This is a genomic window from Desulfocurvus sp., assembly GCF_023230885.1.
Taxonomy (GTDB): domain Bacteria; phylum Desulfobacterota; class Desulfovibrionia; order Desulfovibrionales; family Desulfovibrionaceae; genus Desulfocurvus.
Genome location: NZ_JALNWM010000004.1, coordinates 1 through 26,598 on the forward strand (window position 1 = coordinate 1; position 26,598 = coordinate 26,598).

20 protein-coding genes are annotated in these 26,598 nt (G+C 67.8%); 7 read left to right on the forward strand and 13 right to left on the reverse strand.

All coding sequences use genetic code 11. From position 1 onward, the window contains the following. Together M0P34_RS00570 and ilvD are read right to left on the reverse strand one after the other, a co-directional pair. A partial coding sequence (locus M0P34_RS00570) for a class I SAM-dependent methyltransferase (protein WP_291495238.1) occupies window positions 1-309 on the reverse strand: 309 nt, incomplete at its 3' end. A 199-nt stretch (window positions 310-508) separates the two neighbouring features. Further along, entirely contained in the window at window positions 509-2,170 is a 1,662-nt protein-coding gene (gene ilvD, locus M0P34_RS00575; protein ID WP_291495239.1) for a dihydroxy-acid dehydratase, read from the reverse strand. 593 nt (window positions 2,171-2,763) lie between these two features. Here ilvD and hisS point away from each other — a divergent pair. The 6 genes from hisS to M0P34_RS00605 all read left to right on the forward strand — a co-directional run bounded on the left by hisS (window position 2,764) and on the right by M0P34_RS00605 (window position 9,834). Next, window positions 2,764-4,017 carry a histidine--tRNA ligase gene (gene hisS, locus M0P34_RS00580; RefSeq protein ID WP_291495240.1) on the forward strand — a complete coding sequence of 418 codons (1,254 nt, stop codon included), beginning with the start codon at window positions 2,764-2,766 and terminating at the stop codon, window positions 4,015-4,017. Between the two features lie 63 nt (window positions 4,018-4,080). Next, window positions 4,081-5,901, forward strand: a complete 1,821-nt coding sequence (gene aspS / locus M0P34_RS00585; RefSeq protein WP_291495241.1) for an aspartate--tRNA ligase — start codon at window positions 4,081-4,083, stop codon at window positions 5,899-5,901. A gap of 49 nt (window positions 5,902-5,950) precedes the next feature. Further along, window positions 5,951-6,475, forward strand: a complete 525-nt coding sequence (def, locus tag M0P34_RS00590) for a peptide deformylase (RefSeq protein WP_291495243.1) — start codon at window positions 5,951-5,953, stop codon at window positions 6,473-6,475. A 5-nt stretch (window positions 6,476-6,480) separates the two neighbouring features. Then, the gene (gene fmt / locus M0P34_RS00595; RefSeq protein WP_291495245.1) at window positions 6,481-7,449 is read left to right on the forward strand and encodes a methionyl-tRNA formyltransferase; all 969 of its coding nucleotides are present in this window, start codon (window positions 6,481-6,483) and stop codon (window positions 7,447-7,449) included. Between the two features lie 97 nt (window positions 7,450-7,546). Next, the gene (locus M0P34_RS00600; protein ID WP_291495247.1) at window positions 7,547-8,434 is read left to right on the forward strand and encodes a DUF116 domain-containing protein; all 888 of its coding nucleotides are present in this window, start codon (window positions 7,547-7,549) and stop codon (window positions 8,432-8,434) included. A 2-nt stretch (window positions 8,435-8,436) separates the two neighbouring features. Next, the gene (locus M0P34_RS00605; protein ID WP_291495249.1) at window positions 8,437-9,834 is read left to right on the forward strand and encodes a transcription antitermination factor NusB; all 1,398 of its coding nucleotides are present in this window, start codon (window positions 8,437-8,439) and stop codon (window positions 9,832-9,834) included. A 374-nt stretch (window positions 9,835-10,208) separates the two neighbouring features. Here M0P34_RS00605 and gyrB read toward each other — a convergent pair whose 3' ends face one another. The 3 genes from gyrB to M0P34_RS00620 form a co-directional block, all read right to left on the reverse strand. Further along, window positions 10,209-12,602: a DNA topoisomerase (ATP-hydrolyzing) subunit B gene (gene gyrB, locus M0P34_RS00610; protein ID WP_291495251.1), complete on the reverse strand. Its 2,394-nt coding sequence runs from the start codon at window positions 12,600-12,602 to the stop codon at window positions 10,209-10,211. A gap of 35 nt (window positions 12,603-12,637) precedes the next feature. Further along, window positions 12,638-13,798, reverse strand: a complete 1,161-nt coding sequence (gene dnaN, locus M0P34_RS00615; protein ID WP_291495253.1) for a DNA polymerase III subunit beta — start codon at window positions 13,796-13,798, stop codon at window positions 12,638-12,640. A 176-nt stretch (window positions 13,799-13,974) separates the two neighbouring features. Further along, a complete protein-coding gene (locus tag M0P34_RS00620; RefSeq protein ID WP_366061700.1) occupies window positions 13,975-15,294 on the reverse strand; it encodes a DnaA/Hda family protein in 1,320 nt (439 codons plus the stop codon). 268 nt (window positions 15,295-15,562) lie between these two features. On the opposite strand from M0P34_RS00620, the gene M0P34_RS00625 reads away from it, so the two are divergent. Further along, the gene (locus tag M0P34_RS00625) at window positions 15,563-16,735 is read left to right on the forward strand and encodes a homocysteine biosynthesis protein (protein WP_291495255.1); all 1,173 of its coding nucleotides are present in this window, start codon (window positions 15,563-15,565) and stop codon (window positions 16,733-16,735) included. Window positions 16,736-17,344: 609 nt separating this feature from the next. Here M0P34_RS00625 and hisG read toward each other — a convergent pair. From hisG to M0P34_RS00665, 8 genes are all read right to left on the reverse strand, one after another. Beyond that, window positions 17,345-18,238, reverse strand: a complete 894-nt coding sequence (gene hisG / locus M0P34_RS00630; RefSeq protein WP_291495257.1) for an ATP phosphoribosyltransferase — start codon at window positions 18,236-18,238, stop codon at window positions 17,345-17,347. After that, window positions 18,238-18,624 (reverse strand): phosphoribosyl-AMP cyclohydrolase, encoded by a 387-nt coding sequence (gene hisI, locus M0P34_RS00635; RefSeq protein ID WP_291495259.1) that lies wholly within the window; start codon window positions 18,622-18,624, stop codon window positions 18,238-18,240. The genes hisG and hisI overlap by 1 nt, the downstream gene beginning before the upstream one ends. Beyond that, a complete protein-coding gene (gene rlmN, locus M0P34_RS00640) occupies window positions 18,621-19,694 on the reverse strand; it encodes a 23S rRNA (adenine(2503)-C(2))-methyltransferase RlmN (RefSeq protein WP_291495261.1) in 1,074 nt (357 codons plus the stop codon). The genes hisI and rlmN overlap by 4 nt, the downstream gene beginning before the upstream one ends. A gap of 82 nt (window positions 19,695-19,776) precedes the next feature. Next, window positions 19,777-21,102 (reverse strand): HD domain-containing protein, encoded by a 1,326-nt coding sequence (locus tag M0P34_RS00645; protein ID WP_291495263.1) that lies wholly within the window; start codon window positions 21,100-21,102, stop codon window positions 19,777-19,779. Between the two features lie 66 nt (window positions 21,103-21,168). Then, window positions 21,169-22,437: a dihydroorotase gene (locus M0P34_RS00650; protein ID WP_291495265.1), complete on the reverse strand. Its 1,269-nt coding sequence runs from the start codon at window positions 22,435-22,437 to the stop codon at window positions 21,169-21,171. Between the two features lie 10 nt (window positions 22,438-22,447). Continuing rightward, window positions 22,448-23,374 (reverse strand): aspartate carbamoyltransferase catalytic subunit, encoded by a 927-nt coding sequence (locus M0P34_RS00655; RefSeq protein WP_291495267.1) that lies wholly within the window; start codon window positions 23,372-23,374, stop codon window positions 22,448-22,450. 150 nt (window positions 23,375-23,524) lie between these two features. Then, window positions 23,525-24,664: an amidohydrolase family protein gene (locus M0P34_RS00660; RefSeq protein WP_291495269.1), complete on the reverse strand. Its 1,140-nt coding sequence runs from the start codon at window positions 24,662-24,664 to the stop codon at window positions 23,525-23,527. Between the two features lie 61 nt (window positions 24,665-24,725). Further along, window positions 24,726-26,588 carry a histone-lysine N-methyltransferase gene (locus M0P34_RS00665; protein ID WP_291495271.1) on the reverse strand — a complete coding sequence of 621 codons (1,863 nt, stop codon included), beginning with the start codon at window positions 26,586-26,588 and terminating at the stop codon, window positions 24,726-24,728. Window positions 26,589-26,598 lie beyond the last annotated feature (10 nt).

The window sequence follows — 26,598 nt, forward strand, 5'->3', positions numbered from 1 at the left end:
GTCGTCGGCGAAGGGCAGGTGTTCGGCGCGGCCCAGGTGGTAGGCGCCGTGGGGGCCCAGCCTGCGCCGCGCGGCCCCGAGCATGTCCGGCGAGCTGTCCACGCCGGTCACGTCGAAGCCCGACTCCCAGAACAGCTTCATGAACACGCCCGGGCCGCAGCCGATGTCCAACAGGGTGTGGCCGCGCCGGGGCCAGGCGGACACCAGCCGCTCCAGCAGCGCACGCTGGCGCCCCAGGGCGAAGGCTCCCGTGGGCGTCTCGAACCACGCCTCGTAGCGGTCCACCGCCTCGTCGTCCCACCGCGCCATGCTCGTGTCCTCGTCCGTGATGTTCCTGGTCGTAGCGGCCCCTGGGGGACGCGGCCGCCCAAGGGGGATCGCGGCCAGTATGGGCCTGAAACGCGCGCGAGGTCAACAGGGGCCGCACACGGGGCGGCCCCTGCGGCCCGGGAACGGCGCCCGGGGGCCGGGCCGCGCGCCCCCGGCGGGGCGCGCGGGCTGCGCGGGGCTACTCGTCCTTGTAGCGCGCGCCCTGGGCCGCGCTTTGCACCAGGCGGCTGTAGCGGCGCAGCAGGGGCGAGGCGATCTCGCGCACCGGGGGCACATGGGCCTTGCGGCGGGCCTCCAGTTCGGCGGGGTCCACCAGCAGGTTCAGGCTGCGGCCCGGGATGTCGATGTCGATCATGTCGCCCTCGCGGACCAGGGCCAGGGGCCCGCCGTCGGCGGCCTCGGGCGAGACGTGGCCGATGGCTGCGCCGCGCGTGCCGCCCGAAAAGCGCCCGTCGGTGATGAGCGCCACGGACTCGCCAAGGCCCATGCCCGCGATGTGCGCCGTGGGCGAGAGCATCTCGCGCATGCCCGGGCCGCCGCGCGGACCCTCGTAGCGGATGATGACCACGTCGCCGGGGCGGATGGCCCCCCCGAGGATGGCCTCGCTGGCCAGGGCCTCGGAGTCGAAGACCCGGGCCGGGCCCGTGCGGCGCATCATCTCCGGGGCCACGGCCGACTGCTTGACCACCGCGCCGTCCGGTGCCAGGGAGCCGCGCAGCACGGCGATGCCCCCGCGCGGGGAGTAGGGCTTGTCCACGGGCCGGATGACCTCGGGGTCGCGCACCACGGCGGACAGCTCGCGCAGGTTCTCGCCCAGGGTCCGGCCGGTGACGGTCATGGCGTCCAGGTGCAGCAGGTCGCGCTTGGCCAGCTCGCTCATCACGGCGGGGATGCCCCCGGCGCGGTGCAGCAGGTCGATGTGGTGCGGGCCCGCCGGGGAGAGCTTGCACAGGTTGGGCGTGCGCGCGCTGACCTCGTCGAAGATGTCCAGGGTCAGGGCCAGCCCGGCCTCGCCGAAGATGGCCGGCAGGTGCAGGACGGTGTTGGTGGAGCAGCCCAGGGCCATGTCCAGGGTCACGGCGTTGGCCACGCTCTTTTCCGTCACGATGTCGCGCGGGCGGATGCCCTTTTCCAGCAGATCCATGACGCGCATCCCGGCGGTCTTGGCCAGGCGCACGCGCTCGGCGGTGACGGCGGGGATGGTCCCGTTGCCGGGCAGGGCCAGGCCGATGGTCTCGGACAGGCAGTTCATGGAGTTGGCCGTGAACATGCCCGAGCAGGAACCGCAGCCCGGGCAGGCGCACTGCTCCAGGGCGTCCAGCTCCTGTTCGCTGATTTCCCCGCGCTTGGCGCGGCCCACGCTCTCGAAGACGGTGATCAGGTCCGAGTTGCCGCTGCCGGCGAGCATGGGCCCGCCCGAGACGACCACGGCCGGGATGTTCAGCCGCAGGGCGGCCATGAGCATGGCCGGGACGACCTTGTCGCAGTTCGGGATGAGCACCAGCGCGTCGAAGGGGTGGGCGCTGGCCATGATCTCGATGGAATCGGCGATGATCTCGCGCGAGGGCAGGGAGAAATGCATGCCCGCGTGGTTCATGGCCAGCCCGTCGCACACGCCGATGACCGGGAACTCCAGGGGCGTGCCGCCCGCCATGCGCACGCCCTCCTTCACGGCCTTGGCGATGGTGTCCAGGTGGATGTGCCCGGGCACGACCTCGTTGGCCGAGTTGCACACGCCCACCAGGGGCCTGCGCATCTCCTCCCGGGTCAGCCCCAGGGCATAGAGCAGCGAACGGTGGGGGGCCTTTTCCAGCCCGTGGGTCATTTGCTTGCTTCGCATGATTCGAATCCTTGTTGGCAATCGATTATTTGGCCGCAGCCTAGGACCCTTTGCCGGGCGGGGCAAGCCTTTTCGGCCCCCGGCCCCGGCGGCGCGCCCCGTCGCCTTCGTCATAGCGCCCCGGGCGCATCTTGTCAGTACCGGGCGGGCAGGTGCGGAGCGCGGCACCGGGGGCACGGGCCCCGCAACGAGGGCAGGGCAGGGCGGACGGGGGCAGGGCAGGCGAGGCAGGGTCGCAGACGAGCCGGGGCGCGGGCAGGGCAGGCGAGGGGGCGGGGCAAGGCCGGGGCGCGGGGAAGGCGGCGCTGCCGGGGCGCACCGGGCAAGGCCGGGGCGCACGGTTTCCCGGGGGCGGTCGTCCCCCGGGGGCGGCGGCCTCCGGGGGGGCGCGCCAGCCCCTTCCGCATCGCGCAGTTCCCCGTGTCGGCTATCGCGGCGGCCCCGCGCGCGCCGCCCCTCCGCGAGGCGCGCGCGCTTTGACTTTTGGGCGGCTATGGTCTAACTCCTAGCGGCTTGGCCCTGGGTTTCCACGTTTTTCCGCACCCCGCAGCCCGGCGGCGCCGCGCAGCCCGCGGCCGGCCACGAGCCCGAAGATGAGCAAAGTCCAAAAAATCAAAGGCGTGGCGGACATGTATCCGCCCGAGAGCACGACCTTCGCCCACCTGGAACAGACCGCGCGCCAGGTCTTCTCGCGCTACGGCTACCAGGAGGTCCGCCTGCCGCTCATGGAGCCCACCCAGCTTTTTTCGCGCTCCATCGGCGAAGAGACCGACGTGGTCCAGAAGGAGATGTACACCTTCCCCGACCGCAAGGGCCGCTCCCTGACCCTGCGCCCCGAGGCCACGGCGGGCATGATGCGCGCCTATATCGAGAACGGCCTGCACTCCCCCGGCGCCGTCCACAAGATGTTCACCTTCGGGCCCATGTTCCGCTACGAGCGCCCCCAGAAGGGCCGCATGCGCCAGTTCCACCAGCTCGACGTGGAGATGGTCGGCGCCACGGAGCCCCAGGCCGACGCCGAGCTGGTGCTCATGCTCGCCACCTACCTGCGCGCCCTGGGCATGCGCCAGCTGACCTTCGAGATCAACTCCCTGGGCTGCCGCACCTGCCGCCCCCGGCACCGCGCGGCCCTGGACGCCTTCTTCGCCGCCTTGCCGGGCTTCGAGGAGCTGTGCGACGACTGCAAGCGCCGCGCGGGCACCAACCCCCTGCGCGTGCTCGACTGCAAGACGCCCCGCTGCCGCGAGCTGACCGCCGCCGCCCCCGTCATCGAAGACCACCTGTGCCCGGACTGCTCCGGGGCCTACGCCGAGGTCCAGGCCATCCTGGCCGGGGCCGGGGTGGATTTCGTCAAGAATCCCCGGCTGGTGCGCGGACTGGACTATTATGTGGGCCTGACCTTCGAGGTCACCTCCACGGACATCGGCGCCCAGACCGCCGTGGCTGGCGGCGGACGCTACGACGGGCTTGTCAGGCAGCTCGGCGGGCCCGATGTTCCGGCCACGGGCTTTGCCATCGGCATGGAGCGCCTGGCGCTGCTGGTGCCGCCCGTGGGCCAGCCCGCGGCGGACTTTTTCGTCGCCGTGCTGGATCCGGCGGCGCCCAGCCCGGCCCTGGCCCTGGCCCAGGAGCTGCGCGAAGCCGGGCTCTCCGGCGAGACGGGCTTCGCCTCGGGCAGCATGAAAAGCCGCATGCGCGCGGCGGACCGTTCCGGCGCGCGCTGGTGCCTGCTCCTTGGCGGGCAGGAGCTGGCCGACGGCACCGTGACCCTGCGCGACATGGGCAGCGGCGAGCAGCGGACCCTGCCCCGGGCCGAGGCCGTGGCCCTGCTGGCAAACCGCGGGTAGCCGGACGATTTTCCGCCCGCCGCCCGCACCCGGGCGCCGGGACGCACACCGAGAGGACGCATCATGGAAGAGACCTACGACGTTCAGCGCGAGCACCAGAAATATATCAAACCCCTGGACGGCTGGCAGCGCACGCACTCCTGCAACGAGCTGACCGCCTCCGACGTGGGCCGCAGCGTGTGCCTCATGGGCTGGGCCCAGTACCGCCGCGACCACGGCGGGCTGATCTTCATCGACCTGCGCGACCGCCAGGGCCTGACCCAGGTGGTCTTCTCGCCCGAGCACAACCCCGCGGCCCACGCCGACGCGCATATCCTGCGCACGGAATATGTGCTGGCCGTGCGCGGGACGGTCCGCCCCCGGCCCGAGGGCATGACCAACCCCAGCCTGGGCACCGGCGAGATCGAGGTCGTGGTCGACGAGTGGAAGCTGCTCAACACCTCGCGCACCACGCCCTTCGCCATCGAGGACCGCGTGGACGCCGCCGAGACCCTGCGCCTGCAATACCGCTACCTGGACCTGCGCCGCCCCAAGCTGGCGCGCAACTTCCAGCTGCGCCACCGCGCGGTGCAAAGCGTACGCCGCTACCTCGACGAACAGGGCTTCCTGGAGATCGAAACGCCCATCCTGACCAAGAGCACCCCCGAGGGGGCGCGCGACTTCCTGGTGCCCAGCCGGCTGGCGGAAGGCAAGTTCTACGCCCTGCCCCAGTCGCCGCAGCTGTTCAAGCAGCTGCTCATGGTCGCGGGCATGGAGCGCTACTACCAGGTTGTGCGCTGCTTCCGCGACGAGGACCTGCGCGCCGACCGCCAGCCCGAGTTCACCCAGATCGACTGCGAGATGAGCTTCGTGGACCAGGAGCAGGTCATGGCCATGGCCGAGGGCATGATCCGCCGCCTGTTCGCCGAAACCCTGGACGTGGCCCTGCCCGAGCCCTTCCCGCGCATGACCTGGCACGAGGCCATGCGCGACTACGGCCTGGACAAGCCCGACACCCGTTTCGGCCTGAAGCTCAAGGACGTGACCGACGTGGTGCGCGGCGGCGGCTTCAAGCTCTTCGCCTCGGCGGAGCTGGTCAAGGGCCTGCGCGTGCAGGGCGGCGTGGATCTCTCGCGCAAGGAGATCGACGACCTCACCGAGTTCGTGAAAATCTACGGAGCCCAGGGCCTGGCCTGGATCAAGCTCAAGCCCGGGGGCGAGTGGCAGTCGCCCATCGCCAAGTTCCTCTCCGAGGCCGAGCGCCAGGGCATCGCCGAGCGCCTGGAAGCCCGGGAGGGCGACATCCTCTTCTTCCAGGCGGGTCCGGCGGTCATGGTCAACACCGCCCTGGGCCAGCTGCGCAACGAGCTGGGCCGCCGCCTGGGGCTCATCGACCCCGCGGCCTTCAACCCCCTGTGGGTCACGGACTTCCCCCTGCTGGAGTGGAGCCCCGAGGACAAGCGCTGGGTCGCCCTGCACCACCCCTTCACCGCCCCGGCCCCCGGGCACGACAGCCTCCTGGGCACGGACCCCGGCGCGGTGCTCTCCCGGGCCTACGACATGGTCCTCAACGGCTCGGAGATCGGCGGCGGCTCCATCCGCATCCACGACCAGCAGACCCAGCAGGCCATGTTCGCCGCCCTGGGCATGGACGAACAGACCGCCCGCTCCCGCTTCGGCTTCCTGCTCCAGGCCCTGGAGTTCGGCGCGCCGCCCCACGGCGGCATTGCCTTCGGCCTGGACCGACTTATCATGATCCTGTCGGGGTCCGCGTCCATCCGCGACGTCATCGCCTTCCCCAAGACCCAGAAGGCGACCTGCCTCATGACCGACGCCCCCGACACGGTGGACAACAAGCAACTGCGCGAGCTGCACATCCGCGTGCGCGAAACGCCCAAGGACTAGGGGCGTCCGCGCGCCGCGGGCCCAGCGCGGACGCGCGGGGGACAATGGCATGAAAAGACAACTGACCTACTATCCCGACCCGGTGCTGGCCCGCCGCGCCGAGGAGATCGGTGAGATAACCCCGGAACTGCGCGCCCTGGCGGACGACATGGCCGAAACCATGTACGCCAACGAAGGCATCGGCCTGGCCGCGCCCCAGGTGGGAGAAGGCGTGCGCCTGGTGGTCATCGACATCTCCGGGCCCCAGATCCGCGACGACCTGCGCGTCCTGGTCAACCCGGTGATCACCGCCCGCAGCCAGGAGACCGTGGAATCCGAGGAAGGCTGCCTGTCCGTGCGCAACTACCGCGCCAGCGTCGAGCGAGCCGCGCAGGTCACCGTCCAGGCCAGGGGCCTGGACGGCCAGGATATGACCATCGAGGCCGACGATCTGCTGGCCATCTGCCTGCAACACGAGATCGACCACCTCGACGGCACCCTGTTCATCGATCACATCAGCCGCCTCAAGCGCTCGCTGTACGACAAGAAGGTTCGCAAATGGGCGAAGCAGAAGGAAAAGGCACTCTCCGCGTAGTGTTCATGGGCACGCCGGAGTTCGCCCGGCGCGCCCTGGAACGGCTCGTGGACTGGGACGGCTGCGAGGTCGTGGCCGTCTATTGCCAGCCCGACCGCCCCAGCGGCCGGGGCCAGGCCGTGCGCCACGGCGAGGTCAAGGCCTTCGCCCTGGAGCGCGGCCTGCCCGTGCTCCAGCCCGCCAACTTCCGCGACCAGGCCGACGTGGACCAGCTCGCGGCCCTTGAGCCCGACGTGCTGGTGGTCGCCGCCTACGGGCTCATCCTGCCCCAGCGCGTGTTGGACATCCCGCCCCTGGGCGCCCTGAACATCCACGCCTCGCTACTGCCCAGGCTGCGCGGCGCCGCGCCCATCCAGCGGGCCATCCTCGCCGGAGAGGCCATCACGGGCATCACCATCATGCGCATGGACGCGGGCATGGACACCGGCGACATCCTCCTGGCCCGCTCGCTGGGCATCGGCATCGACGAGACGGCCAGCGAGGTCCACGACCAGCTGGCCGACCTGGGCGGGCGGCTCATCACCGAGGCCCTGGGCCGCCTGCGCGAGGGACGGCTGGTGCGCGTGCCCCAGGACGCCGCCCTGGCCACCTATGCGCCCAAGCTCGAAAAGGACGAGGGGCGCCTGGATTTCTCGCGCCCGGCGCGCGAGGTCCACAACCGGGCCCGGGCCATGCATCCCTGGCCCGGGGCCTTCTGCCTCTGGCAGGGGCCGCGCGGAGGCCAGCCCCTGCGGCTGGTGCTGACCCCGGGCCGCGTGGGCCCCGAGCTGGCCGAACCCAGGCCCGCGCCGGGCACCATCCTCGGCCTGCGCGACGGCTTCCTGGCCTTCGCCTGCGCCGATTGCGAATACCTCGTGCCCTCCCTCAAGCCCGCCGGCAAGAAACTGCTGGCCGCCGAGGAATTCGCCCGCGGCTACCTGCCCGCCGCCCCCCGGCCGGACCGGGAGCCCGGCAAATCCGCATCGGACGGTTGACACACCGGCCCTGTGCTGGTGCAATATCCCTCCGGCGCGGCCCCCGCTCCACCCGCATCCGGGTTCCCCCCAGCCTGTAGCACGAAACGGCTTGCCCATGACCGGACCGGACTCCTCCCTCGCTGCCTTCGACCGCGACGACCAAAGCGCCGGCGCCGCGCGCAAGCGCCTGTTCATCGGGCTGATCACCGGCGCCTCGGCGCTGCTCTCCCTGCTCCTGCTGGCGCTGTGGGTGGTGCCCTTCGTGGGGCTGAACGCCCTGCATCCCGCCGCGCCGTGGGTGCTCGGGCTTTTGGTCGCCGCGGCCATCGGCCTGGTGGGCTGGGCCAGCCTGGGCCTGGTGCTCAACATCCTGCTCGGGCGCAGCCTGCCCTTCTCGCGCCGCCTGCGCGGGCTGACCATCAAGCTCTTCCTGCCGCTCATGGTCCTGCTGGGCAAGGCCCTGGGCATATCCAAGGAGCGCGTGCGCTCCTCGTTCATCAAGGTCAACAACGAGCTGGTGCAGCACGAAGCCGGGCGCTACACGGGCAAGGACATCCTCCTGCTCATGCCCCACTGCCTGCAAAACTCGCGCTGCGACATGCGCCTGACCTACGACATCAACAACTGCAAGCGCTGCGGCAAATGCCCCATCCGCGACCTGCTGGCCCTGACCGAGCACTACGGCGTGCACCTGGCCATCGCCACCGGCGGCACCATCGCCCGGCGCATCGTGGTCCAGCTCCGGCCCAGGCTCATCATCGCCGTGGCCTGCGAACGCGACCTGTCCAGCGGCATCCAGGACACCTACCCCCTGCCCGTGTTCGGCGTGCTCAACGAGCGCCCCCACGGCCCCTGCCTGGATACCGGCGTGTCCCTGCCCCTGGTGGAACGCGCCCTGCAACGCTTCCTGGCCGATCCGCCCGCCCCGCGCGGCCTGCCCATGGCCTCCGAAGCCGCGGCCCCCGGGCCCCAGGCCCGGCCCGGCGCGGGCCAAGGCGCCTGATCTTGCCCCGGCCGCCCCGTTCCGCCGCCCCGGCCCTGCCCCCCGCGCGCCGGGCCGCCCTGCTGGCCCTGGACCGCTGCCTGCGCGGACAGGACATCCAGGCGGCCCTGGACGCCGCCCTGGGGGCCGTTTTCACCCCAACCGGGGCCCCAGGCCGCCAGGAGCCCTCCAAGACCGCCACAGCCGACGCCCTGGACGCCGCCCTGGCCACGGAGCTGGCCTACGGCACCCTACGCCGCAAGCCGAGCCTCGATTTCATCCTCGCCACCCTGCTGCGCGACCCGCAGGCCCTGCCCGCCGCCATGCACCTCGTCCTGGCCGTGGCGGCCTACGAGATACTCTTCCTGGACCGGATTCCGGCCTACGCCTCCACCCACTGGGCCACCGAACACGTCAAGACCGCCATCAACCCCCGGCTGGGCAAGGTCTGCAACGCCGTGCTGCGCCGGGTGGCCGAGCTGGGGCCCGGCGGCCCGGACGACGCCTTCTTCCGCCAGCCCCCCCTGGCCCATGAGAAGGCCCTTTGCCCCGGCGGAGCGGGGGACGAGGCCCTGTTCCTGGCCCGGCGCTTCGGCGTGCCCCACTGGCTGGCGGCCCTGTGGCTCGAGGCCTGCGGCCCCGGGGCCGCCAGGCTCCTGCTGGCCGCCACCTGCCAGGCTCCGCCCCTGGGCCTGCGCTTCCGGCCGCAGGTGCCCGGCGCCGCCGAGCGCCTGGCCAGCCTGGCCGCGCAACCCTGCTGCCTGGCCGCCACCGCCTGCGGCGTGGCCCTGGCCAGCCCGCCGCCCGACCTCGCCGATATCCTCGCCAGCGGGCAGGCCGTGCGCCAAAGCCTCGCCGGACAGGCCGCCCTCGAAGCCCTGGGCGCCGCCTCCTGGCCCCGGCCGGTCTGGGACGCCTGCTGCGGCCGGGGCGGCAAGAGCCTGCTCCTGGCCGACGCCGCCCCGGGCACCATCCTGGCCAGCGACCCCAACGCCCGGCGCCTCGCCGGGCTGAACGCCGAACGCCGCCGCCTGGCCGCCACCGCCGTGGCCCCCTTCCGCGCCCGCGCCGAGGCCTTCACCCCCCGCAGGCCCCTGTCCGCCATTCTCCTGGACGCGCCCTGCTCGGGCCTGGGCGTCCTCAGCCGCCGCCCCGACACCCTGCTGCGGCGCACCCCCAAGGATGTGGCCGACCTCGCCCGCGTCCAGGCGCGGCTGCTCCGCCACGCCGCCTCCTGCCTCGCGCCCGGCGGCCTGCTCGCTTATGTCACCTGCACCATCTCACCCGCCGAGAACCAGGCCCAGCTCGACGCCTTCCTGGCCGCCCAGCCCCGCTTCCGGCTGAGCGCCACCCACCAGACGCCCCCGGAATCGCCCCTGGCCGAATTCTTCTTCGCCGCCCTGCTCGAACGCGCAGACTAAACCCGGAGCAACGCCCACCTCAAAACCACCACCACAACCCCGACCACAAACAACACCCCGGCCCAGCCCCAAAAAAACAGACCAGATTCCCACTCGAAATCCGGTCCTGCCCTTTCGGACAAACGTCCACCCCAAGCCCCCGCCCCAAACCCCCTCCCCAAAAGCCTCCGCCCCAAAATCTTTCCCACCCCCAGGCCCCCGCCCCAAAACCCTCCCCAACCCACCCAACCCACCCGGCCCGGAGCCGCACGGCGTTTCGCCGTGCGGCTCCGGGCCGGAATGCGGGGTCCAGGGGCCGTTGGCCCCTGGTGGGGGTGCAGGGGGCGAAGCCCCTGCCCGGGGGTCCGGGGGGCGGCGCCCCCCGGCGGCTGGCGTCAGATATCGAGGTCGCCGACCATGAGCGCGTTGCGTTCGATGAATTCGCGGCGCGGCTCTACCTGGTCGCCCATGAGGCTGGAGAAGAGGTCGTCGGCTTCGACGGCGTCTTCGATGGTGACCTTGAGCAGAGTCCGTTTTTCCGGGTTCATGGTGGTTTCCCAGAGTTGTTCCGGGTTCATTTCGCCAAGGCCCTTGTAGCGTTGGATGCCGATGCCCTTGTTGGCCTCTTCGAGCACTGCGCCCTGCAGGGCGAAGATGTCGGCCAGTTCCAGCTGTTCGTCTTTCTTGACGAGGGTGAAGCGCTGGCCGCCGCAGGCTTCGGCGATGGCGCAGAGGGTTTCGTGGGCGTGGCGGTACAGCTTGGAGTTGAAGAATTCGACGCCGATGCGCGTACGGTGGCCCTTGCGGTCGTCGAAGACGACATAGCGCCTGGTTTCCAGGTCGTCGTCGGAAATTTCCAGTTCCGGGTCCCAGCCCTGGGCGGCGATGTATTTTTCGAAGCCGATCCATTCGCCGTTGGTCAGCGAGGTGGGGGTCAGGCGGGTTTCGAAGCCGATGATGGCCTTGAAGAGGGCCTTGGATATGGCCACGTTTTCGGCTTCGCGGGTCTTGTCCTGGATGGAGCCGATCTGTTCGACGAGGGTCACGAGGCTGTCGGCGGTGAAGGTCGCGCCGTTTTCGGCCCGGATTTCCATATCCCCGGCCACGCGGCCCAGCAGGTAGCCGACGAATTCGTTTTCGTCGGAGATGTATTGCTCCCATTTGCCCTTGTGGATGCGGAACAGGGGCGGCTGGGCGATGTAGAGATTGCCGCGCTCGATGAGCCCCGGGTACTGGCGGAAGAAGAAGGTCAGCAGCAGGGTACGGATATGGGCGCCGTCGACATCGGCGTCGGTCATGATGATGATCTTGTGGTAGCGCAGGCGGTCGTAGTCGGTGTCCTCCTCGCCGACGCCGGCGCCCATGGCGGTGATGAGGGCCTTGATTTCCTTGTTGCCGAGCATCTTGTCGAAGCGGGTTTTCTCGACGTTGAGGATCTTGCCGCGCAGGGGCAGGATGGCCTGGATGCGCGGGTCGCGGCCCTGCTTGGCCGAACCGCCTGCGGAGTCGCCCTCGACGATGAACAGTTCGGATTCCTCGGGGCGTTTGGTCTGGCAATCGGCGAGCTTGCCGGGCAGGGCGTTGTCGGACAGGGCGCCCTTGCGGCGCACGAGGTCCTTGGCCTTGCGGGCGGCTTCGCGGGCGCGGGCGGCGTCCACGACCTTTTCGACGATGCTTTTCACGTCCTTGGGATTTTCGGCGAAGAAGGTGTTCAACCGGTCGTAGACGATGGCGGAGACCAGGCCGGTGACCTCGGAGTTGCCGAGTTTGGTCTTGGTCTGGCCTTCGAACTGCGGGCGAGAGAGCTTGACGCTGACCACGGAGGTCAGGCCTTCGCGCACGTCGTCGCCGGTGAGTTTGGTCTTGAGTTTCTTGGGCAGGTCGGATTTTTCGATATAGTTGTTGATGGCCCTGGTGAGTGCCGTCTTGAAGCCCACCAGGTGCGTCCCGCCTTCCTTGGTACGGATGTTGTTGGCGAAGGTGAGTACGTTTTCCTTGTAGGTCTGGTTGTATTGCAGGGCGAAGTCGATGGCGACGTTGTCCTGTTCCCCGGCGCCGGAGATGATTTCGTGGACACTGCCGGACCCGGTGTTCAGGTCCTTGACGAACTGGAGGATGCCGCCTTCGTATTTGAAACTTTCGCGGCGCTGGGTGCGCTCGTCGCGGAAGTCTATCTCCAGGCCGGAGTTGAGGTAGGCCAGTTCCTGGAAGCGTTTGCGCAGGATGTCGTAGACGAACTGGTTGACCTCGAAGATCTCCTCGTCGGGCCGGAAGCGGACGATGGTTCCGGTATCCATTGAGGAGTCGATATCCTTGAGCTGGGTCACAGGCACGCCGCGTTCGTACTTCTGGTAGTACTTGCGCCCGTCGCGCTGGACGGTGACCTCGAGGTATTCGGACAGGGCGTTGACCACGGAAACGCCCACGCCGTGCAGGCCGCCGGAGACCTTGTAGGACTCGTTGTCGAACTTGCCGCCCGCGTGCAGCACGGTCATGACGACTTCGACGGCCGGGCGGCCCTCCTTGGGATGGATGTCCACGGGGATGCCGCGGCCGTTGTCCATGACGGTGACGGAGTTGTCCAGGTGCAGGTTGACCACGATCTTGTCGCAGTATCCGGCCATGGCCTCGTCGATGGCGTTGTCGACGACTTCGTAGACCAGGTGATGCAGCCCGCGGATGTCCGTCGAGCCGATGTACATGGCCGGGCGTTTGCGCACGGCGGAGAGGCCTTCCAGCACGGTGATGCTGTCGGCCGTATATGTGTTCTTGTTTCCGTTCTGGGTCATTGAGTGTTTCTACCTCTTGATGTGCTGCGGCCCGGCTAGTTGCCGTCCTCTTCGCTGTAGTAGGTCTCCTCCACGATCTTCATCGGCATGATGATGACCTGGTAGTCGGAGTCGTCCGCGCCGACGATGCCGCAGGGGCCTTCGGCTCCGGTCAGGCGGAAGGTGACCTTGTCGGACTGGAAGTGGTTCAATATCTCGACGAGGTTGCGTGTGGGGAAGGCTATCTTCTTCAGATCGCCGGAGAACTCAACTTCCAGGGATTCCGAGGCCGTGCCCACGTCCTGGCCCTGGCTGTACAGGGTCAGCTCGTTTCCGGCGAACTGGAAATAGGTGCAACGGTTGTTGTCGGTATTGAAGATCATGATGCGTTCCAGGGTGTCGATCATTTCCAGGCGGTCGACCATGAGCTGGCAGACGCCGTCCTCGCGGATCTTGGACAGGAACGCGTTGTAGTCCGGATACTGGTAGAACGACAGCGGCAGGCTGAACTGCTCTTTCTTGTCCGCCGTGCGGAAGAACAGCCGCTTGTTGTCGATATTCATTTCTATTTCATCGGCCGAGAGCCATTTTTTCAGCTCGGCCAGGAACTTGCGTTGGATGAGCACCCCGCCGTCGGGCAGCAGGGCGCGCAGGTCGTCCTGCAGGAAGCGGGTCATGGCGAACTGGTGGCCGTTCAGGCCGCAGGCCTCGATGTGCTCGGTGGTCTTGGAGGAGGTCAGGTTCATGCAGGCAATGGCCTCCATGGTGTCCTCCTCGCTGATGCAATAGGCCGTACGCTCGATGAGATCCTGGAGGAAATCGCCGGACCAGAACACCGACCCCGCCTCGGGGAACTCCGAAAAATCGGTGAACCAGCTGGCCTCGTTGGTGGGCAGCTTGTACTTGCGGCTGTTCTGCTGGATGGACAGCTGCTGGCCGTCCTGGTCCACGCGCAGGGTGATCTGCCCGGGGGGCAGCTTGCGGATCAGGTCGTAAAAGGAGCGGCCCTGGACGCCCACAAGCCCCTGCTCCACGATCTCGGCGTTGTACCAGCCGCAGAATTCCAGGTTGGAGTCGGTGGACATGATGCGCAGGGCGTCGTTCTCCACCTTGAGCCAGATGGTGCGCAGCACCGCCGCCCCGGTCTTGGCGGGGATGATGGCGGCCGATTTCTGGAGCCCCTCGATGATGTCGTCCCTGAAGACCTTGAGGTACATCGCGCTCTCCTTGTTCTTCTGCTCTTAATTGCTGATTAGTAAAATTGGTGGTGGAAGTAGGGCTGTCCGTGGTGTTCCTTTCTTCGGTAAGTCCCTATTTCAAAACATTTTTATAGCGCATTCAGATGTGCGTTCCCCGGCGCCTTGCGCCGCCTTGCGCACACTGCCCCGCAGCCCTAGCCCCGCGAGAGGCACTTGCGCTTGAGCAATGTCACTATGTTTTTCATTTCGGAGTTATCCTCCTGCATTTTTTTGACTTTCTTGATCGCATACAAGGCGGTGGAGTGGTCGCGGCCGCCGAAGAGCCGCCCCAGGGCCGGATAGGAGCTGCCGATGAGCTCGCGACACAGGAACATGGCCATCTGCCGTGCGCGGACCACGCGGTTGTGGCGCCGGTTGCCGATCATGTCCTTGCGGTCCACCTCGAAATGCTCGGCCACGGTTTCGATTATCACCTCGGGGCGGATCTGCTTGCGCGCGGTGCCCGCCGTCTGCGAGAGGATCTGCTCGAAGTCGCGGTCGGTGAACGTTTTGTTCACAAACTCTTTATACGCGTAAAATTTAAGAAGAATACCTTGCAGGAAGCGCAGGTCGGTGAACCGCTGGGCCAGGTTCAGGACCTGCTCCCGGGTCAGGTTGATGCGCTTGAGCCGACAATACTGCTCGATGTAGCGGACGCGGATGTCCAGGTCGGGCCGCTTGAGGTTGACGATCAGCCCCCACTCCAGGCGGCTCTTGAGCTTGGGGTCCAGGAACTCATAGGACGGCAGCTTGTCCGAGCAGCAGAAGATCATCTGTTTCTTGTTGTCGTAGAAATAATTGAAAAGATTGATAAGCTCTGTCTGGAAACCCTTGTACTTCTTGATGAGCTGGAATTCGTCGATGAACAGGAAGCGGTACTTGTAGACGTGGTTGCGGGCCTTGAACCGGTCGTTGTCGAAATCGCCGTTGTAGAGGTTGTAGAGGTCCTCCACACTGCCGAAGAATACGCTTTCGGGGCTGAATTTCTTGCTGACCTCGTTGGCGATGGCCTTGATCAGGTGCGTCTTGCCCGAACCGGCCTCGCCGCTGACAATGAACGGATTGAAAATGATGTCGTTCTGCTTGGCCACCTCGCGCGCCGTGGTCAGCGGGAAGAAATTTTTCTTGTTGGTCAGGAAGCTGTCGAAGGTGAACTGGTGGCCGAAAGGAAAATCGATGGACTTGCCTTCCGCCGCATGCGCCTCGGCGCCGGGGTCCGCCGGCGTCGCGCTCTGGTAGTGCAGCACATAGCCCGGGCCGAAGAACGTGTGCAACTCCTGCTCGAACCGCTCCTGTACCGCACCCTGGAACCACTGGGCGAAAAAGGCGTGGGGAAAGCCGATGCGCAGGTGCTTGTCCTGCTCGCTGACCTCCAGGCGCAAGGGATCGAACCAACGCTTCAACTCCTGCGCGGAGTAGGCCTTGTGCAGATGCTGACGGAGGGTTTCCTTGAGTTGGGAGTTCATGGAGTCCATGCCTGGGCAATAGTCCCCGGCGCGCGTTCGTGTGTGCGAAGATGCTGCAAAAACAGTGTGTTGAAAAGGGCCTGATCGGGCGCCCGGCAACTGGTGATTTATACTCCAAAAGGGCTCGCAAGCCAAGCGCTTTGCCGCCTTGCGGGTATGAACCCCTCCCGGGGGGCTGTGGAAAAAAGCCGTTGCCTTCACCCCTGTTTTCAGCCAGCATGAACGGCCCCGGGGCTCTGGCCACGGGAAAATCGATCACAGGACACAGGAGACTTTCATGGGCAGCTTCAAGGTCAACAAAACCATCGCCGAGATCAACGCGCGCATCCGCTCCGGCAAGGCCGTCGTGCTCAACGCCGAGGAAATGATCGAGGTCGTCAGGAAAAGCGGCAAGGAAAAAGCCGCCAAGGAAGTGGACGTCGTCACCACCGGCACCTTCTCGCCCATGTGCTCCTCCGGCCTGCTGTTCAACATCGGCCAGAAAAATCCGCCGACCATCAAGTGCTCCAACGTCTGGCTCGGAGGCGTGCCCTGCTACGGCGGCCTGGCCGCTGTGGACTCCTATCTCGGCGCCACCGAACCCACCGTCGACGACCCCCTGAACAAGGTCTACCCCGGACAGTTCAAGTACGGCGGCGGGCACGTCATCGAAGACCTCGTGCGCGGCAAGGCCGTCCACCTGAAAGCCAACGGCTACGGCACCGACTGCTACCCGCGCCGTGACATAGACAAGGACGTGACCCTCGCCGACCTGCCCTACGCGCACCTGCTCAACCCGCGCAACTGCTACCAGAACTATAACTGCGCCGTGAACCTGACAAGCAGGCTCATCTATACCTACATGGGCCCCCTCAAGCCCAACGCGCGCAACGCCAACTACGCCACCGCAGGCCAGCTCTCGCCGTTGTTCAACGACCCCTTCCTCAAAACCATCGGCCTGGGAACGCGCATCTTCCTCGGCGGCGGCATCGGCTACGTCCTGGGCGCAGGCACCCAACACGTCAGCAACCCGCAACGCAACGAACGCGGCATCCCCCTGAGCCCCGCCGGAACCCTCATGCTCAAGGGCGACCTCAAAGGCATGGACGCCCGCTACCTGCGCGGCGTCTCCATGGTCGGCTACGGCTGCTCCCTCGCCGTGGGCGTGGGCATCCCCATCCCCATCCTCAACGAGGAAATGGCCTGGTTCACCGGCGTCGCCGACAGCGATATCCAGATGCCCGTGCGCGACTACGGGTACGACTACCCCAACTGCATGCCGCGCGTGCTCAAACACGTCACCTTCGCCGAACTCAAATCCGGGGAAATCGAACTCAACGGACAACAGGTCAAGACCGTGCCCATGACCAGCTATACCCTGTCCCTGGAAATAGCCGAGACCCTCAAACAATGGATCCTCGACGGCTCCTTCCTGCTCACCGAAGCCCAGGAAACCATTCCGTCCGAATAAACCCGGGGGGCGCCGCCCCCCGGACCCCCCGGGCAGGGGGCGTCGCCCCCTGCACCCCCACCAGGGGCCAACGGCCCCTGGACCCCGCATTCCCGGCCCGGAGCCGCACGGCGAAACGCCGCGCGACCCCGGGCCGGGAGGCGCAGGGAGCCGGAAGAAAACGGGGAAGCAGGAAGAGCGCCAGCCCTAAAGCAGCGGGCCGGATTCCCGAAAGGAAATCCGGCCCGCTGCTTTGGGGCTTAACCATGAGGGGGATACCCCCGGAGCCCAGGAGGGGCCGCCCCGGCCTTCTTTGGGCGGCGGAGCCTGTCCCTGTGCCCCCGTCCCGCAAGGGCCCCTTTCCCGGGGAAACGGGCCTTGCCGTGTCCCTGCCTCCGGGGCTCTCGTCCGGGTTTGCGGGGCCCTGTTATCCCGACTGGCCGCACCCGTTCCCGGAGCGTGGAGCCCGCCAAAAGAGCGCATTTTGGGGGTGAGGGGGGTGAGGGTCCGGGAGAGGGGGGAGCGGGGGGCTTTTGGCGCCGGAAAAAGACCCCCGCTCCCCCCTCTCCCGGTCTTCGGCCTGCGCCCCGCACACCGGCCCGGGTGGACCGGGGCGCGGGGCGCAGGTGATCAGATGACCTTGTTCAGGGCGTATTCGATGATGGCCTGTGCGCCTTTTTCGCGCAGTGCGGGGATCAGGTCGCGCACGGTGGAGGAGGCCACGACGATTTCGACGGACAGCCAGGATTCGTCCATGAGGTTGGCGACGGTGGGTGAGTTGGCTGCGGGCAGGTGGTCGAGGATGTCCTTCATGCGGTCCTTGGGCACGTTCATTTTCAGGCCGACCAGGGATTCGGCGTCCAGGGCGCCGTGCAGGAGCATGTCGATCTGTTCGATCTTTCTGCGCTTGGCCGGGTCGTTCCAGGCGGCCTTGTTGGCGATGAGCTGGGTGTTGGTCTGCATCAGCTCGGCGATGATGCGCAGGCCGTGGGCCTTGATGGTCGTGCCGGTTTCGGTGACTTCGACGATGGCGTCGGCCAGGCCCTCGACGACTTTGGCCTCGGTGGCGCCCCAGGAGTATTCGACCTCCACGGGGATGCCCGCGCTGGCGAAGTAGTTGCGGGTGAAGTTGCACAGTTCGGTGGCGATCTTCTTGCCTGCCAGGTCTTCGGGGCGTTTGTAGGGCGAGTCGCCGGCCACGGCCAGCACCCAGCGCGCCGGGCGGTTGGAGACCTTGGAGTAGATCAGGTCGGAGACGACGACCACATCGGAGGTGTTTTCCAGGACCCAGTCCTTGCCGGTGAGGCCCAGGTCGAGGGTGCCGCTGGCCACATAGCGCGACATTTCCTGGGCGCGGCACATGGAGCAGCGCAGTTCGGGGTCGTTGACCTCGGGGAAGTAGTTGCGGTGGTGCTGGCGGATCTTCCAGCCCGCGCGGGCGAGCAGGGCGATGGTGGCGTCCTGCAGGGAGCCTTTGGGGATGCCGAATTTGACCAGGGCGCCGTTGTTCTGGGGAGCGGACATTATTTGTAGACCTCCTTGGGGTCGAAGACCAGGGGCGAGCAGGTGTTCACGTCACCGCCGCGCAGTTCACGATAGAAGCAGGAGCGGTAGCCCTTGTGGCACGCCGCTCCGCCGACCTGTTCGATCATCAGCACCACGGTATCGTCGTCGCAGTCCAGGCGGACGGCCTTGACCTTTTGGACGTGGCCGCTGGTGCCGCCCTTGTGCCACAGTTCCTGGCGGCTGCGCGACCAGTAGTGGGCCTCGCCGGTGGCCAGGGTCTGTTCCCAGGCCTGGCGGTTCATGTAGGCCAGCATGAGCACTTCGCCGGTGTCGGCGTCCTGGGCGATGGCGGGCACGAGCCCGTTCATTTTTTCGAAGTCGGGGCAGAAATCCGGTCTGGTCATTGTGCGTTGTCCTTGTCGCAACGGGTTGTGCGGCGGTCGTGTTCCGCCTTGAGCTGGCCGCAGGCGGCGGCGATGTCCTGGCCTTTGCTGCCCCGGATGGTGGCGGTAAGCCCCTTGACGTGCAGCATTTTTTCGAAGGCCAGGATATCCATGCGTTCCGGGCTGTCATACAGCGCCCCTGGCGACGCGTTGAAGGCGATGAGGTTGACCTTGGCCTTGCGCTGGCCCAGCAGGCGCACGAGCTGGCGCGCGTGTTCGGGCTGGTCGTTCACGCCGCGCAGCATGATATACTCGTAGGTGATGCGCTGGCGGGGCCGCAGGGGGTAGCGGTCCAGGGCGGCCATGAGTTCGTCCAGGGGCGCCAGGGCCGCGGCGCGCGGCATGAGTCGCGCGCGCAGTTCCTGGGTCGGCGCGTGCAACGAGACGGCGAGCATGGCCAGGCCGCTGTCTCCGAGCACCTCCAATCCTTTGGGCACGCCGCATGTGGACACGGTGATCCTGCGCGGGGAAAAGTTGAGGCCCTTGTCGTGGCCCAGGGCCGTGAGGCTTTTCATCAGTTCATCCAGGTTCAGCAGCGGTTCGCCCATGCCCATGAACACGAGGTTCTTCAGCTGGTCCGGGTCCTGGCCCTGCTCGGCCAGGTAATGCTGGGCCACCAGGATCTGGCCGAGGATTTCGCCCGCGGTCATGTTGCGCACAAGGCCCATCTGTCCGGTGGAGCAGAAGGTGCAGGCCATGGGGCAGCCCACCTGGGACGACAGGCACTGGGTCAGGTGGGTGCGCTCGGGGATGAGCACCGTTTCCACCAGGGCGCCGTCGTGCAGGCGCAGCAGCAGCTTGACCGTGGTGTCGGCGCTGACCTGGACCTCGGCCACCTCGGGCCAGGAGATGGTTGCGCGGGTGGCCAGGGCCGTGCGCAGCTCCTTGGAGAGGTTGGTCATTTCCGCCACGTCGCGGCAGCGTTTTTGCCACAGCCATTGCCAGAGCTGTTCGGCCCGGTAGGCGGGTTGGCCGAGGTCCGCGAGCAGGGCTCCCAGTTCGGCCAGGGTCAGTTCGATGAGGTTCACCATGTTGTTTTCCGGGCCCGGGGCGCCCGGCGCCCCGGAAGCCGGGTGGCCTCCGGGGCGCTGGGGCGGGCGCGGGCGGCGCCGGCTAGCCCAGGGCTTCGCGTTCCTGGTAGCGGATGACGAATTCCACGGCGTCGGGGATGGAGGTGACCTCCCCGGCCACCTGGGCCTTGAGCAGGGCCTCGCGGATGACGCCCACCGCCGGGCCGGGCTGCAGTCCGGCGAAGTCCATGATTTCGTTGCCGTTGAGCAGCGGTTCGAGCATTTCCTCGGGGGTGTCCGTGCGCTCCAGCATTTTCATGTTGTGGTTGAATTCCGTGTAGTTGCCGCCACGGGCCTTGACCTTGGCCCGTTCGATTTCCATCAGCCGGGGGTATTCGTCCAGGGCCTTGAAGCGCCGGATGCCCCGGTCGGTGAGCATGTAGCTAAAGCGCCTGTGGTGGCGCACCAGGTGGCAGACCAGGTCGATTTCCCCGGGGGAGAAGCGCAGCCGGTTCAGGATCTTGCGCGTGACCTTGGCCCCCACGCGGTGGTGCTGGTAGAAGGTCCACCCGTCGTCGAAGAACTCGGCGGTGTAGAGCTTGCCCACGTCGTGGAACAGGCAGGACAGGGTGCCCAGCCAGTCGAAGGGCAGCTCCTCGGGGTAGTGGCGCATGACGGCCAGGGTGCGGTCGAAGACGGTTTCCCATTCGGTGTCGCTTCTGCGCTGGCGTACGCGCGAGAGCGCGGCCACCTCGGGCAGCAGCCCGTGCAGGATCATGGAATCGAAGAGCAGGCGCACGAAGTCGGCCATGTTTTCGGCCTCGACCTTGCGCCATTCGTTCATGATGTCCGACACGGAAACGTAGTCCAGCACGCGGCGGGCGCCGCGCAGGATGGCCATCCAGGAGTTGGGCTCGATGGGCAGGTGGTAGTTGGCGGCAAAGCGCATGGCGCGCACGGCGCGCAGGTAGTCGCGCTTGAGGGTTTCGTCGGGGATGCCCGAGAGCTTGACCTCGCCCCCGTCCAGGTCGTCGAAGCCCTGGGTGTGGACCTCGGTTTCGGGGATGTAGGGGCAGGCCATGTTGTGCGGGACTTCGCCGCGCTCCTGGAGCTTTTGCAGCAGCCGGGGGGTGACGCGGGCGACGCATTCCTCGGGGTGCGAGCCGTTTTCGATATCCGTGGGGTAGAAGCGGTAGAGCACGCCGTCGTCGCGCAGCTTGGCGAAGGCCATGACCGCGTCGGAGCGTTCGATGGTCGGGAAGAGCCGGTCCAGGCCCTTGAAATCGATATCCGTGGCGATGTCCAGTTCGATGAGTCCGTCCGCGTCCTGCACCAGCCGTTGCATCCTGGCGTTGACCACATAGGCGTCGTAGCCGTTGCGCATGAGGGTCTTGCAGATGGATATGGCCTCTTTATAGGGGTCGCTCATTCTGGTCTCCGGTTTGGCGGCGTCTTTTCGGGGGAGGTGAACTATAATGACAGGAAAGCCGGTCCGTCAAACGATTCGCACCCCGTCCACGAACAGGGCGTTGACCCGCCCGGGCAGGGTCTGGCCCATGAAGGGCGTGTTCTTGCCCTTGGAGCGCATCCGCTCGGGGGTCAATTCCCAGGGCGCGCCGGGGTCGTAGAGCACGAAGTCCGCCGGGTCGTCGCGGTTGAAGGCGCAGACGGGCAGCCCGAATATTTCCGCCGGGCGGTGGCACCAGGCGCGCAGGGCGGTTTCCATGTCCAGGATGCCCTCGTCGACCATGCGCATGGTCAGGGGCAGGGCGGTGTCCAGCCCGGAGATGCCGTTGGGCGCCTCGCAGAAGGGCACCTCCTTTTCGTGGGCCGCGTGGGGCGCGTGGTCGGTGACCAGGATGTCGATGACCCCGTCGCGCAGGGCCTGGCGCACGGCCAGCACGTCGTCCTGGGTCCGCAGGGGGGGGCTGACCTTGGCGGCGGTGTCGTAGCTGTGCACTGCCTCGTCGGTCAGCAGCAGGTAGTGGGGGCAGGTTTCGGCGGTGACGGGCACGCCCCGGCCCTTGGCCCAGGCCAGCAGCTCCACGGCCTGGCGGCAGGAGACGTGGGCGATGTGGATGGGCAGGCCCAGGTATTCGGCCAGCAGGATGTCGCGGACGACCTGCATGGCCTCTGCGGCCACGGGCTGGCCCTTGAGGCCCAGGCGCGAGCTGACCTCGCCCTCGTTGACCCCGGCTCCGGGGGCCATGTCCGGGTCCTCGCAGTGGTCGATGACGATCATGCCCGCGTCGGCGGCGTATTCCACGCCGCGGCGGAACAGCTCGGAGCTGCGCACGGGCAGCCCGTCGTTGGAGGCCGCGACGCAGCCCGCGCCGCGCATTTCGGCCAGCTCGGTCAGTTCGGTCCCGGCCAGCCCGCGCGTCAGCGCGGCCACGGGGAACAGGCGCGGGCCGTTCTTCCATGCGCGGCGGGCCTTTTCGAGCATCATCCGCGTCACGGCGGCCTCGTCGTTGGTGGGCCGGGTGTTGGCCATGCACATGATGTTGGCGAAGCCGCCCTGGGCGGCGGCGCCCAGGCCGGAGACGATGTCTTCCTTGTACTCGAAGCCGGGGTCGCGCAGGTGGACGTGGCAGTCGGTCAGGGCGGGCAGCAGCAGCGCCCCGCCGGCCGGGATCTTTTGCGCGCCGGTGTACATGTAGTTGCCGGTGGGCCGCAGCTCGAGGATGCGGCCTTCGGCCACGAGCACGTCCACGTTTTCGCCCCGCCAGCGGGCGCCCTTGACGACGAATTCGGGGTTGGACACGGGGGCCTCCCTAGTCTTTGCGGGTCAGGAACAGGAACAGCAGGGCCATGCGCACGGCCACGCCCGAGGCCACCTGGTCCAGGATCAGGCTGTCGGCGTCGTCGGCCAGGTCCGAGGCGATTTCCACGCCGCGGTTGATGGGCCCGGGGTGCAGCACCTTGGCCCCGCCCTTGGCCTTGCGCATGGCGCGGCGCGACAGGCCCCAGGTCTGGGCGTATTCGCGCAGGCTGGGCAGCAGCCCGTCCTGCTGGCGCTCCAGTTGCAGCCGCAGGCACATCACGGCGTCGGCGCCGTCCACGCCGCTGTCCAGGTCGTGGCAGACGGTCACCGGCCAGGAATCCAGGCGCGGGGGCAGCAGCGTGCGCGGACCGCAGACGCGCACCGTGGCGCCCAGGCGGGTCAGCAGGTTGACGTTGGAGCGGGCCACCCGGCTGTGGGCGATGTCGCCCAGGATGGTCACCGTGCGCCCGGTGAAGTCGCCGCCCCAGGCCCGGCGCAGGGTGAAGGCGTCCAGCAGGGCCTGGGTGGGGTGGGCGTGCCAGCCGTCGCCCGCGTTGATCACCGAGCAGTTCAGCCGTTCGGCGATGAAGCGCGCCGCGCCCGAGCGCGAGTCGCGCAGGACGATGGCGTCGGGGTTCATGGCTTCCAGGGTCCAGACGGTGTCCTTGAGGCTTTCGCCCTTGCTCAGGCTCGACCCGCTTTTGGCCAGGGAAAAGCTGTCCGCCGACAGGCGTTTGGCGGCCACGTCGAAGCTGGTCTTGGTCCGCGTGCTGGGCTCGGCGAAGAAGAGCACCACGCTTTTGCCCTTGAGGGTCGGGACTTTTTTCACCGGGCGCCGGTTGATCTCCATGAAGGAGTCGGCCGTCTCGAAAATCCGCTCCACGTCTCCGGTGGAGAGGTCGCAGACATCGAGCAAGTCCTTGTGGGTCCAGTGCATGGGGGGGTGTCCTCGCTGCTGGAAGGTGGGCCGCCCCGGGCGGGCGGGGGGCGGTCGGCGCGTCCGCCCGGCCCGGGCGGCGGCCAAAAAAATGCCGCCTCTGGCGGGCGGCTCGCGCGTTCTGGGGCGGGGAGGCCTCCGGCATCCCGTCTACGCCGCACGGATCGCTCCGTCCGGAACTATGCTGTACCCTGCAACCGCGCCGGGTTCAAGTGTTCCGTACAACTGTTCGGCGCCCAGCAGCCGCGCGGGATTCAGGGTCATCCATTCCAGGGCCCGGAAAAATCCCGGGCCGTCGGCCTCGCGCAACAGGGCGGCGGCCTCGTTCCACAGGCTGAGATCCTGGTTGGACGACAGGCCGTCGGTGCCCAGGCACAGGGGCACCCCGGCGCGGTCCAGCCTGCGCCAGGGTGCGCGGCCCACGGCGATGTATTCGTTGCTTCGCGGGCACAGGCAGACCGTGCAGCCCCGGGCGGCCAGGGTGTCGATGTCGCCGGGGTCGAGCTGCACGCAGTGCACGGCCAGGGTGCTCCTGTCCAGCAGGCCCAGGAGGTCGGCGTAGGCCACGGGGCGGCAGCCGGGGGCGGTCCAGTCCTCGGGCAGCACGCCCGCCTTGCGCAGCAGCCGGGCGAACTCGCCCTTGCCCGTGAGCATCTGCTCGGTTTCGTCGGGGTGCTCGGCCAGGTGCAGGGAGAAGGGCCGCCCGTGGCGCGCGCACCACTGGTGGGCCGCCCGCAGGGTTTCGGGGTGGGTGGAGTACAGCGCGTGCCCGGCGGCGGCCACGCGCTGGCGGGCCGGGTCGGGCAGCGCGTCCAGGTCCACGGGCCAGCGCAGGGCCCCGGCGTCGGCGAAGCCGAAGAACTCCACGGCCAGCAGCCCGCCGATGTTCGCGGCCTCCAGGGCGGCCGCCACCCGGGCCGTGTTGCGCGAGGTGATGTCGATGACGGCCACGGTGCCGCAGGCCTGCATCTGGGCGATGGCCTTGTCCAGGGCCAGCTGCGACAGCTTGCCCAGGGAGTTGCCGATCAGGCTGCGCAGCCAGGCCGTGAAGCCCTGGCCGCGCACGGTGCCCCCCGCCACATGGGACAGCTCCAGGTGGACGTGGGCGTTGATCAGCCCGGGGGTCACGGTGACGGGCCCCAGGTCCTCCACGGGGCCGGAGAAGCCGCGCAGCACAACGCTAGCCGGGCCCGAGGCGACCACCCGCCCGGCGTCGAACACCACGGCCCCGTCGTCCACGGGCGGACGGCGGGGGTGGATGACGATCTCCCTGGCTCGGATGGCGCGCATGGGCGGCATGGTAGCGGAAGATCCCGCCCGGGGGAAGGGGGGGCGGGGCCGTGGTCCGGCCCTAGTCGTCGTCCCCGTCGTCCGGGGGCTGGGGCGGCAGGGTGTCCTCGTCCTCGGCGTCCAGCTCCAGGTCTTCCTGGCGTTTGAGCAGCTCCTCGAAGCGGATGTCCGCGCCGAGGATGCCCTTGATGTTCAGGTCCTCGTCGTCCACCGGGGTGGCCACGGTCAGGCACAGCTTGCCCGTGAAGTGCGACTTGTAGAAGTCCGTGACGTGCATCTTGCCCGTGCGCATGGGCTCGACGAACCAGTCGCGGGTGGAGAAGTCGGTCTGGTGGTCGAAGGTCTTGTACTTGGGTTCGTCCTCGGGGTGGCACACGGAGCTGGCCACCAGGTGCCCCGTGGTGTCGATGAGGTAGATGTACTGGATGAAGGAATAGTCCTCCAGGAAGTCGTCCATGCAGCGTTCGACCTTGTCCGAGGACAGGCTCCTGATTTCGCAGTCCTGGGAGAGCTTGGTGATGATCTTGGCGGCCAGCTGGTGGGCGACCTTCTTCAGGTGCTCGAACTCGGAGACGAACAGCTCGGGCAGGTAGCGCTTGACCAGCACCTTCATCTCCTTGTTGGAGAAGGAGGTGGTCCGGCCGCGCTCGTAGGCGTCGGTTATGCGCTCGGCGATCTTGCCCACGGCGGGGTGGCGCTTGTCGATGGCGTCGGCCCCGCGCAGCTGCATGCTCTGGTTGATCCAGTAGGCCACCCCGGCGCGGCCCGACTTGTCGGTGATGATGATGGGCACCGGGCGGTTCAGGATGCGCCCGGTGTCGAAGATATTGTAGATTTCCTCGTTCTTGATCAGCCCGTCCACATGGATGCCCGCGCTGGTGGCGTTGAAGTCGCGCCCGGCGAAGGGGTAGTTGTCCGGGATGCGGTAATCCAGCTCGCGGGCGAAGTAGTCGGCGATTTCGGTGATGACCTCGGGGTGGGCCGCGTCGTCCTCGCCGGTGAGCGAGATGTATTCGATGACCAGCGCCTCGATGGGCGCGTTGCCCGTGCGCTCGCCAAAGCCGAGCAGGGTGCCGTTGGCCCCGGAGCAGCCGTAGAGCCAGGCCGTGGAGGCGTTGACCAGGACCTTGTGGAAGTCGTTGTGCCCGTGCCACTCCAGCCACTGCCCGGGCACCCCGGCCTCGTCGGTGAAGGCGCGCACGATCTTGGCCACCGAGCGCGGCAGGGCCGCCCCGGGGTAGGGCACGCCGAAGCCCAGGGTGTCGCACAGGCGGATCTTCACCGGCAGGCCGCTCTCCTCGGAGAGCTCCATCAGCTTGCGCGCGAAGGGGATGCAGAAGCCGTAGATGTCGGCGCGGGTCACGTCCTCGAAATGGCAGCGCGGGGTGATGCCCCATTCCAGGGCCGTGGAGACGATCTTCAGATAGTCCTCCATGGCCTGGCGGCGGTCCTTCTTGAGCTTCAGGTAGACATGGTAGTCCGACACCGAGGTCAGCATCCCGGTTTCCTTGAGACCCATGTCCTTGACGAGCTTCAGGTCGGCCTGGTTGGCGCGGATCCAGCCGGTGATCTCGGGGAACTTGTAGCCCTTTTCCAGGCAGCGTTCCACGGCGCGGCGGTCCTTTTCGGAGTAGAGGAAGAACTCGCTTTGGCGGATGAGCCCCGAGGTGCCGCCCAGGCGGTGGAGCATGTCGAAGATGGTTTCGATCTGCTTGACGGTATAGGGCGGGCGGGCCTGCTGGCCGTCGCGGAAGGTGGTGTCGGTGATGAACATGGGGTCGGCCGGGCGCGGCACGAGGAAGCTGTCGTCGAAGTTGATGCGCCCGATCTTGGAGTAGGGGAAGTTCTCGCGGTACAGCTCGGGGGTGTCCAGGTTCTGCAGGGCGTACTGCGTCTTCCAGCGGTTGAAATGCAAAAAGGGCATGGGGGCGGTT

Coding starts and splice junctions, on each gene's coding strand:
- ilvD (WP_291495239.1), bottom strand. CDS start 2,170: ATGCGAAGCAAGCAAATGACCCACGGGCTGGAAAAGGCCCCCCACCGT.
- hisS (WP_291495240.1), top strand. CDS start 2,764: ATGAGCAAAGTCCAAAAAATCAAAGGCGTGGCGGACATGTATCCGCCC.
- aspS (WP_291495241.1), top strand. CDS start 4,081: ATGGAAGAGACCTACGACGTTCAGCGCGAGCACCAGAAATATATCAAA.
- def (WP_291495243.1), top strand. CDS start 5,951: ATGAAAAGACAACTGACCTACTATCCCGACCCGGTGCTGGCCCGCCGC.
- fmt (WP_291495245.1), top strand. CDS start 6,481: ATGGGCACGCCGGAGTTCGCCCGGCGCGCCCTGGAACGGCTCGTGGAC.
- M0P34_RS00600 (WP_291495247.1), top strand. CDS start 7,547: ATGACCGGACCGGACTCCTCCCTCGCTGCCTTCGACCGCGACGACCAA.
- gyrB (WP_291495251.1), bottom strand. CDS start 12,602: ATGACCCAGAACGGAAACAAGAACACATATACGGCCGACAGCATCACC.
- dnaN (WP_291495253.1), bottom strand. CDS start 13,798: ATGTACCTCAAGGTCTTCAGGGACGACATCATCGAGGGGCTCCAGAAA.
- M0P34_RS00620 (WP_366061700.1), bottom strand. CDS start 15,294: ATGGACTCCATGAACTCCCAACTCAAGGAAACCCTCCGTCAGCATCTG.
- M0P34_RS00625 (WP_291495255.1), top strand. CDS start 15,563: ATGGGCAGCTTCAAGGTCAACAAAACCATCGCCGAGATCAACGCGCGC.
- hisG (WP_291495257.1), bottom strand. CDS start 18,238: ATGTCCGCTCCCCAGAACAACGGCGCCCTGGTCAAATTCGGCATCCCC.
- hisI (WP_291495259.1), bottom strand. CDS start 18,624: ATGACCAGACCGGATTTCTGCCCCGACTTCGAAAAAATGAACGGGCTC.
- rlmN (WP_291495261.1), bottom strand. CDS start 19,694: ATGGTGAACCTCATCGAACTGACCCTGGCCGAACTGGGAGCCCTGCTC.
- M0P34_RS00645 (WP_291495263.1), bottom strand. CDS start 21,102: ATGAGCGACCCCTATAAAGAGGCCATATCCATCTGCAAGACCCTCATG.
- M0P34_RS00655 (WP_291495267.1), bottom strand. CDS start 23,374: ATGCACTGGACCCACAAGGACTTGCTCGATGTCTGCGACCTCTCCACC.
- M0P34_RS00660 (WP_291495269.1), bottom strand. CDS start 24,664: ATGCGCGCCATCCGAGCCAGGGAGATCGTCATCCACCCCCGCCGTCCG.
- M0P34_RS00665 (WP_291495271.1), bottom strand. CDS start 26,588: ATGCCCTTTTTGCATTTCAACCGCTGGAAGACGCAGTACGCCCTGCAG.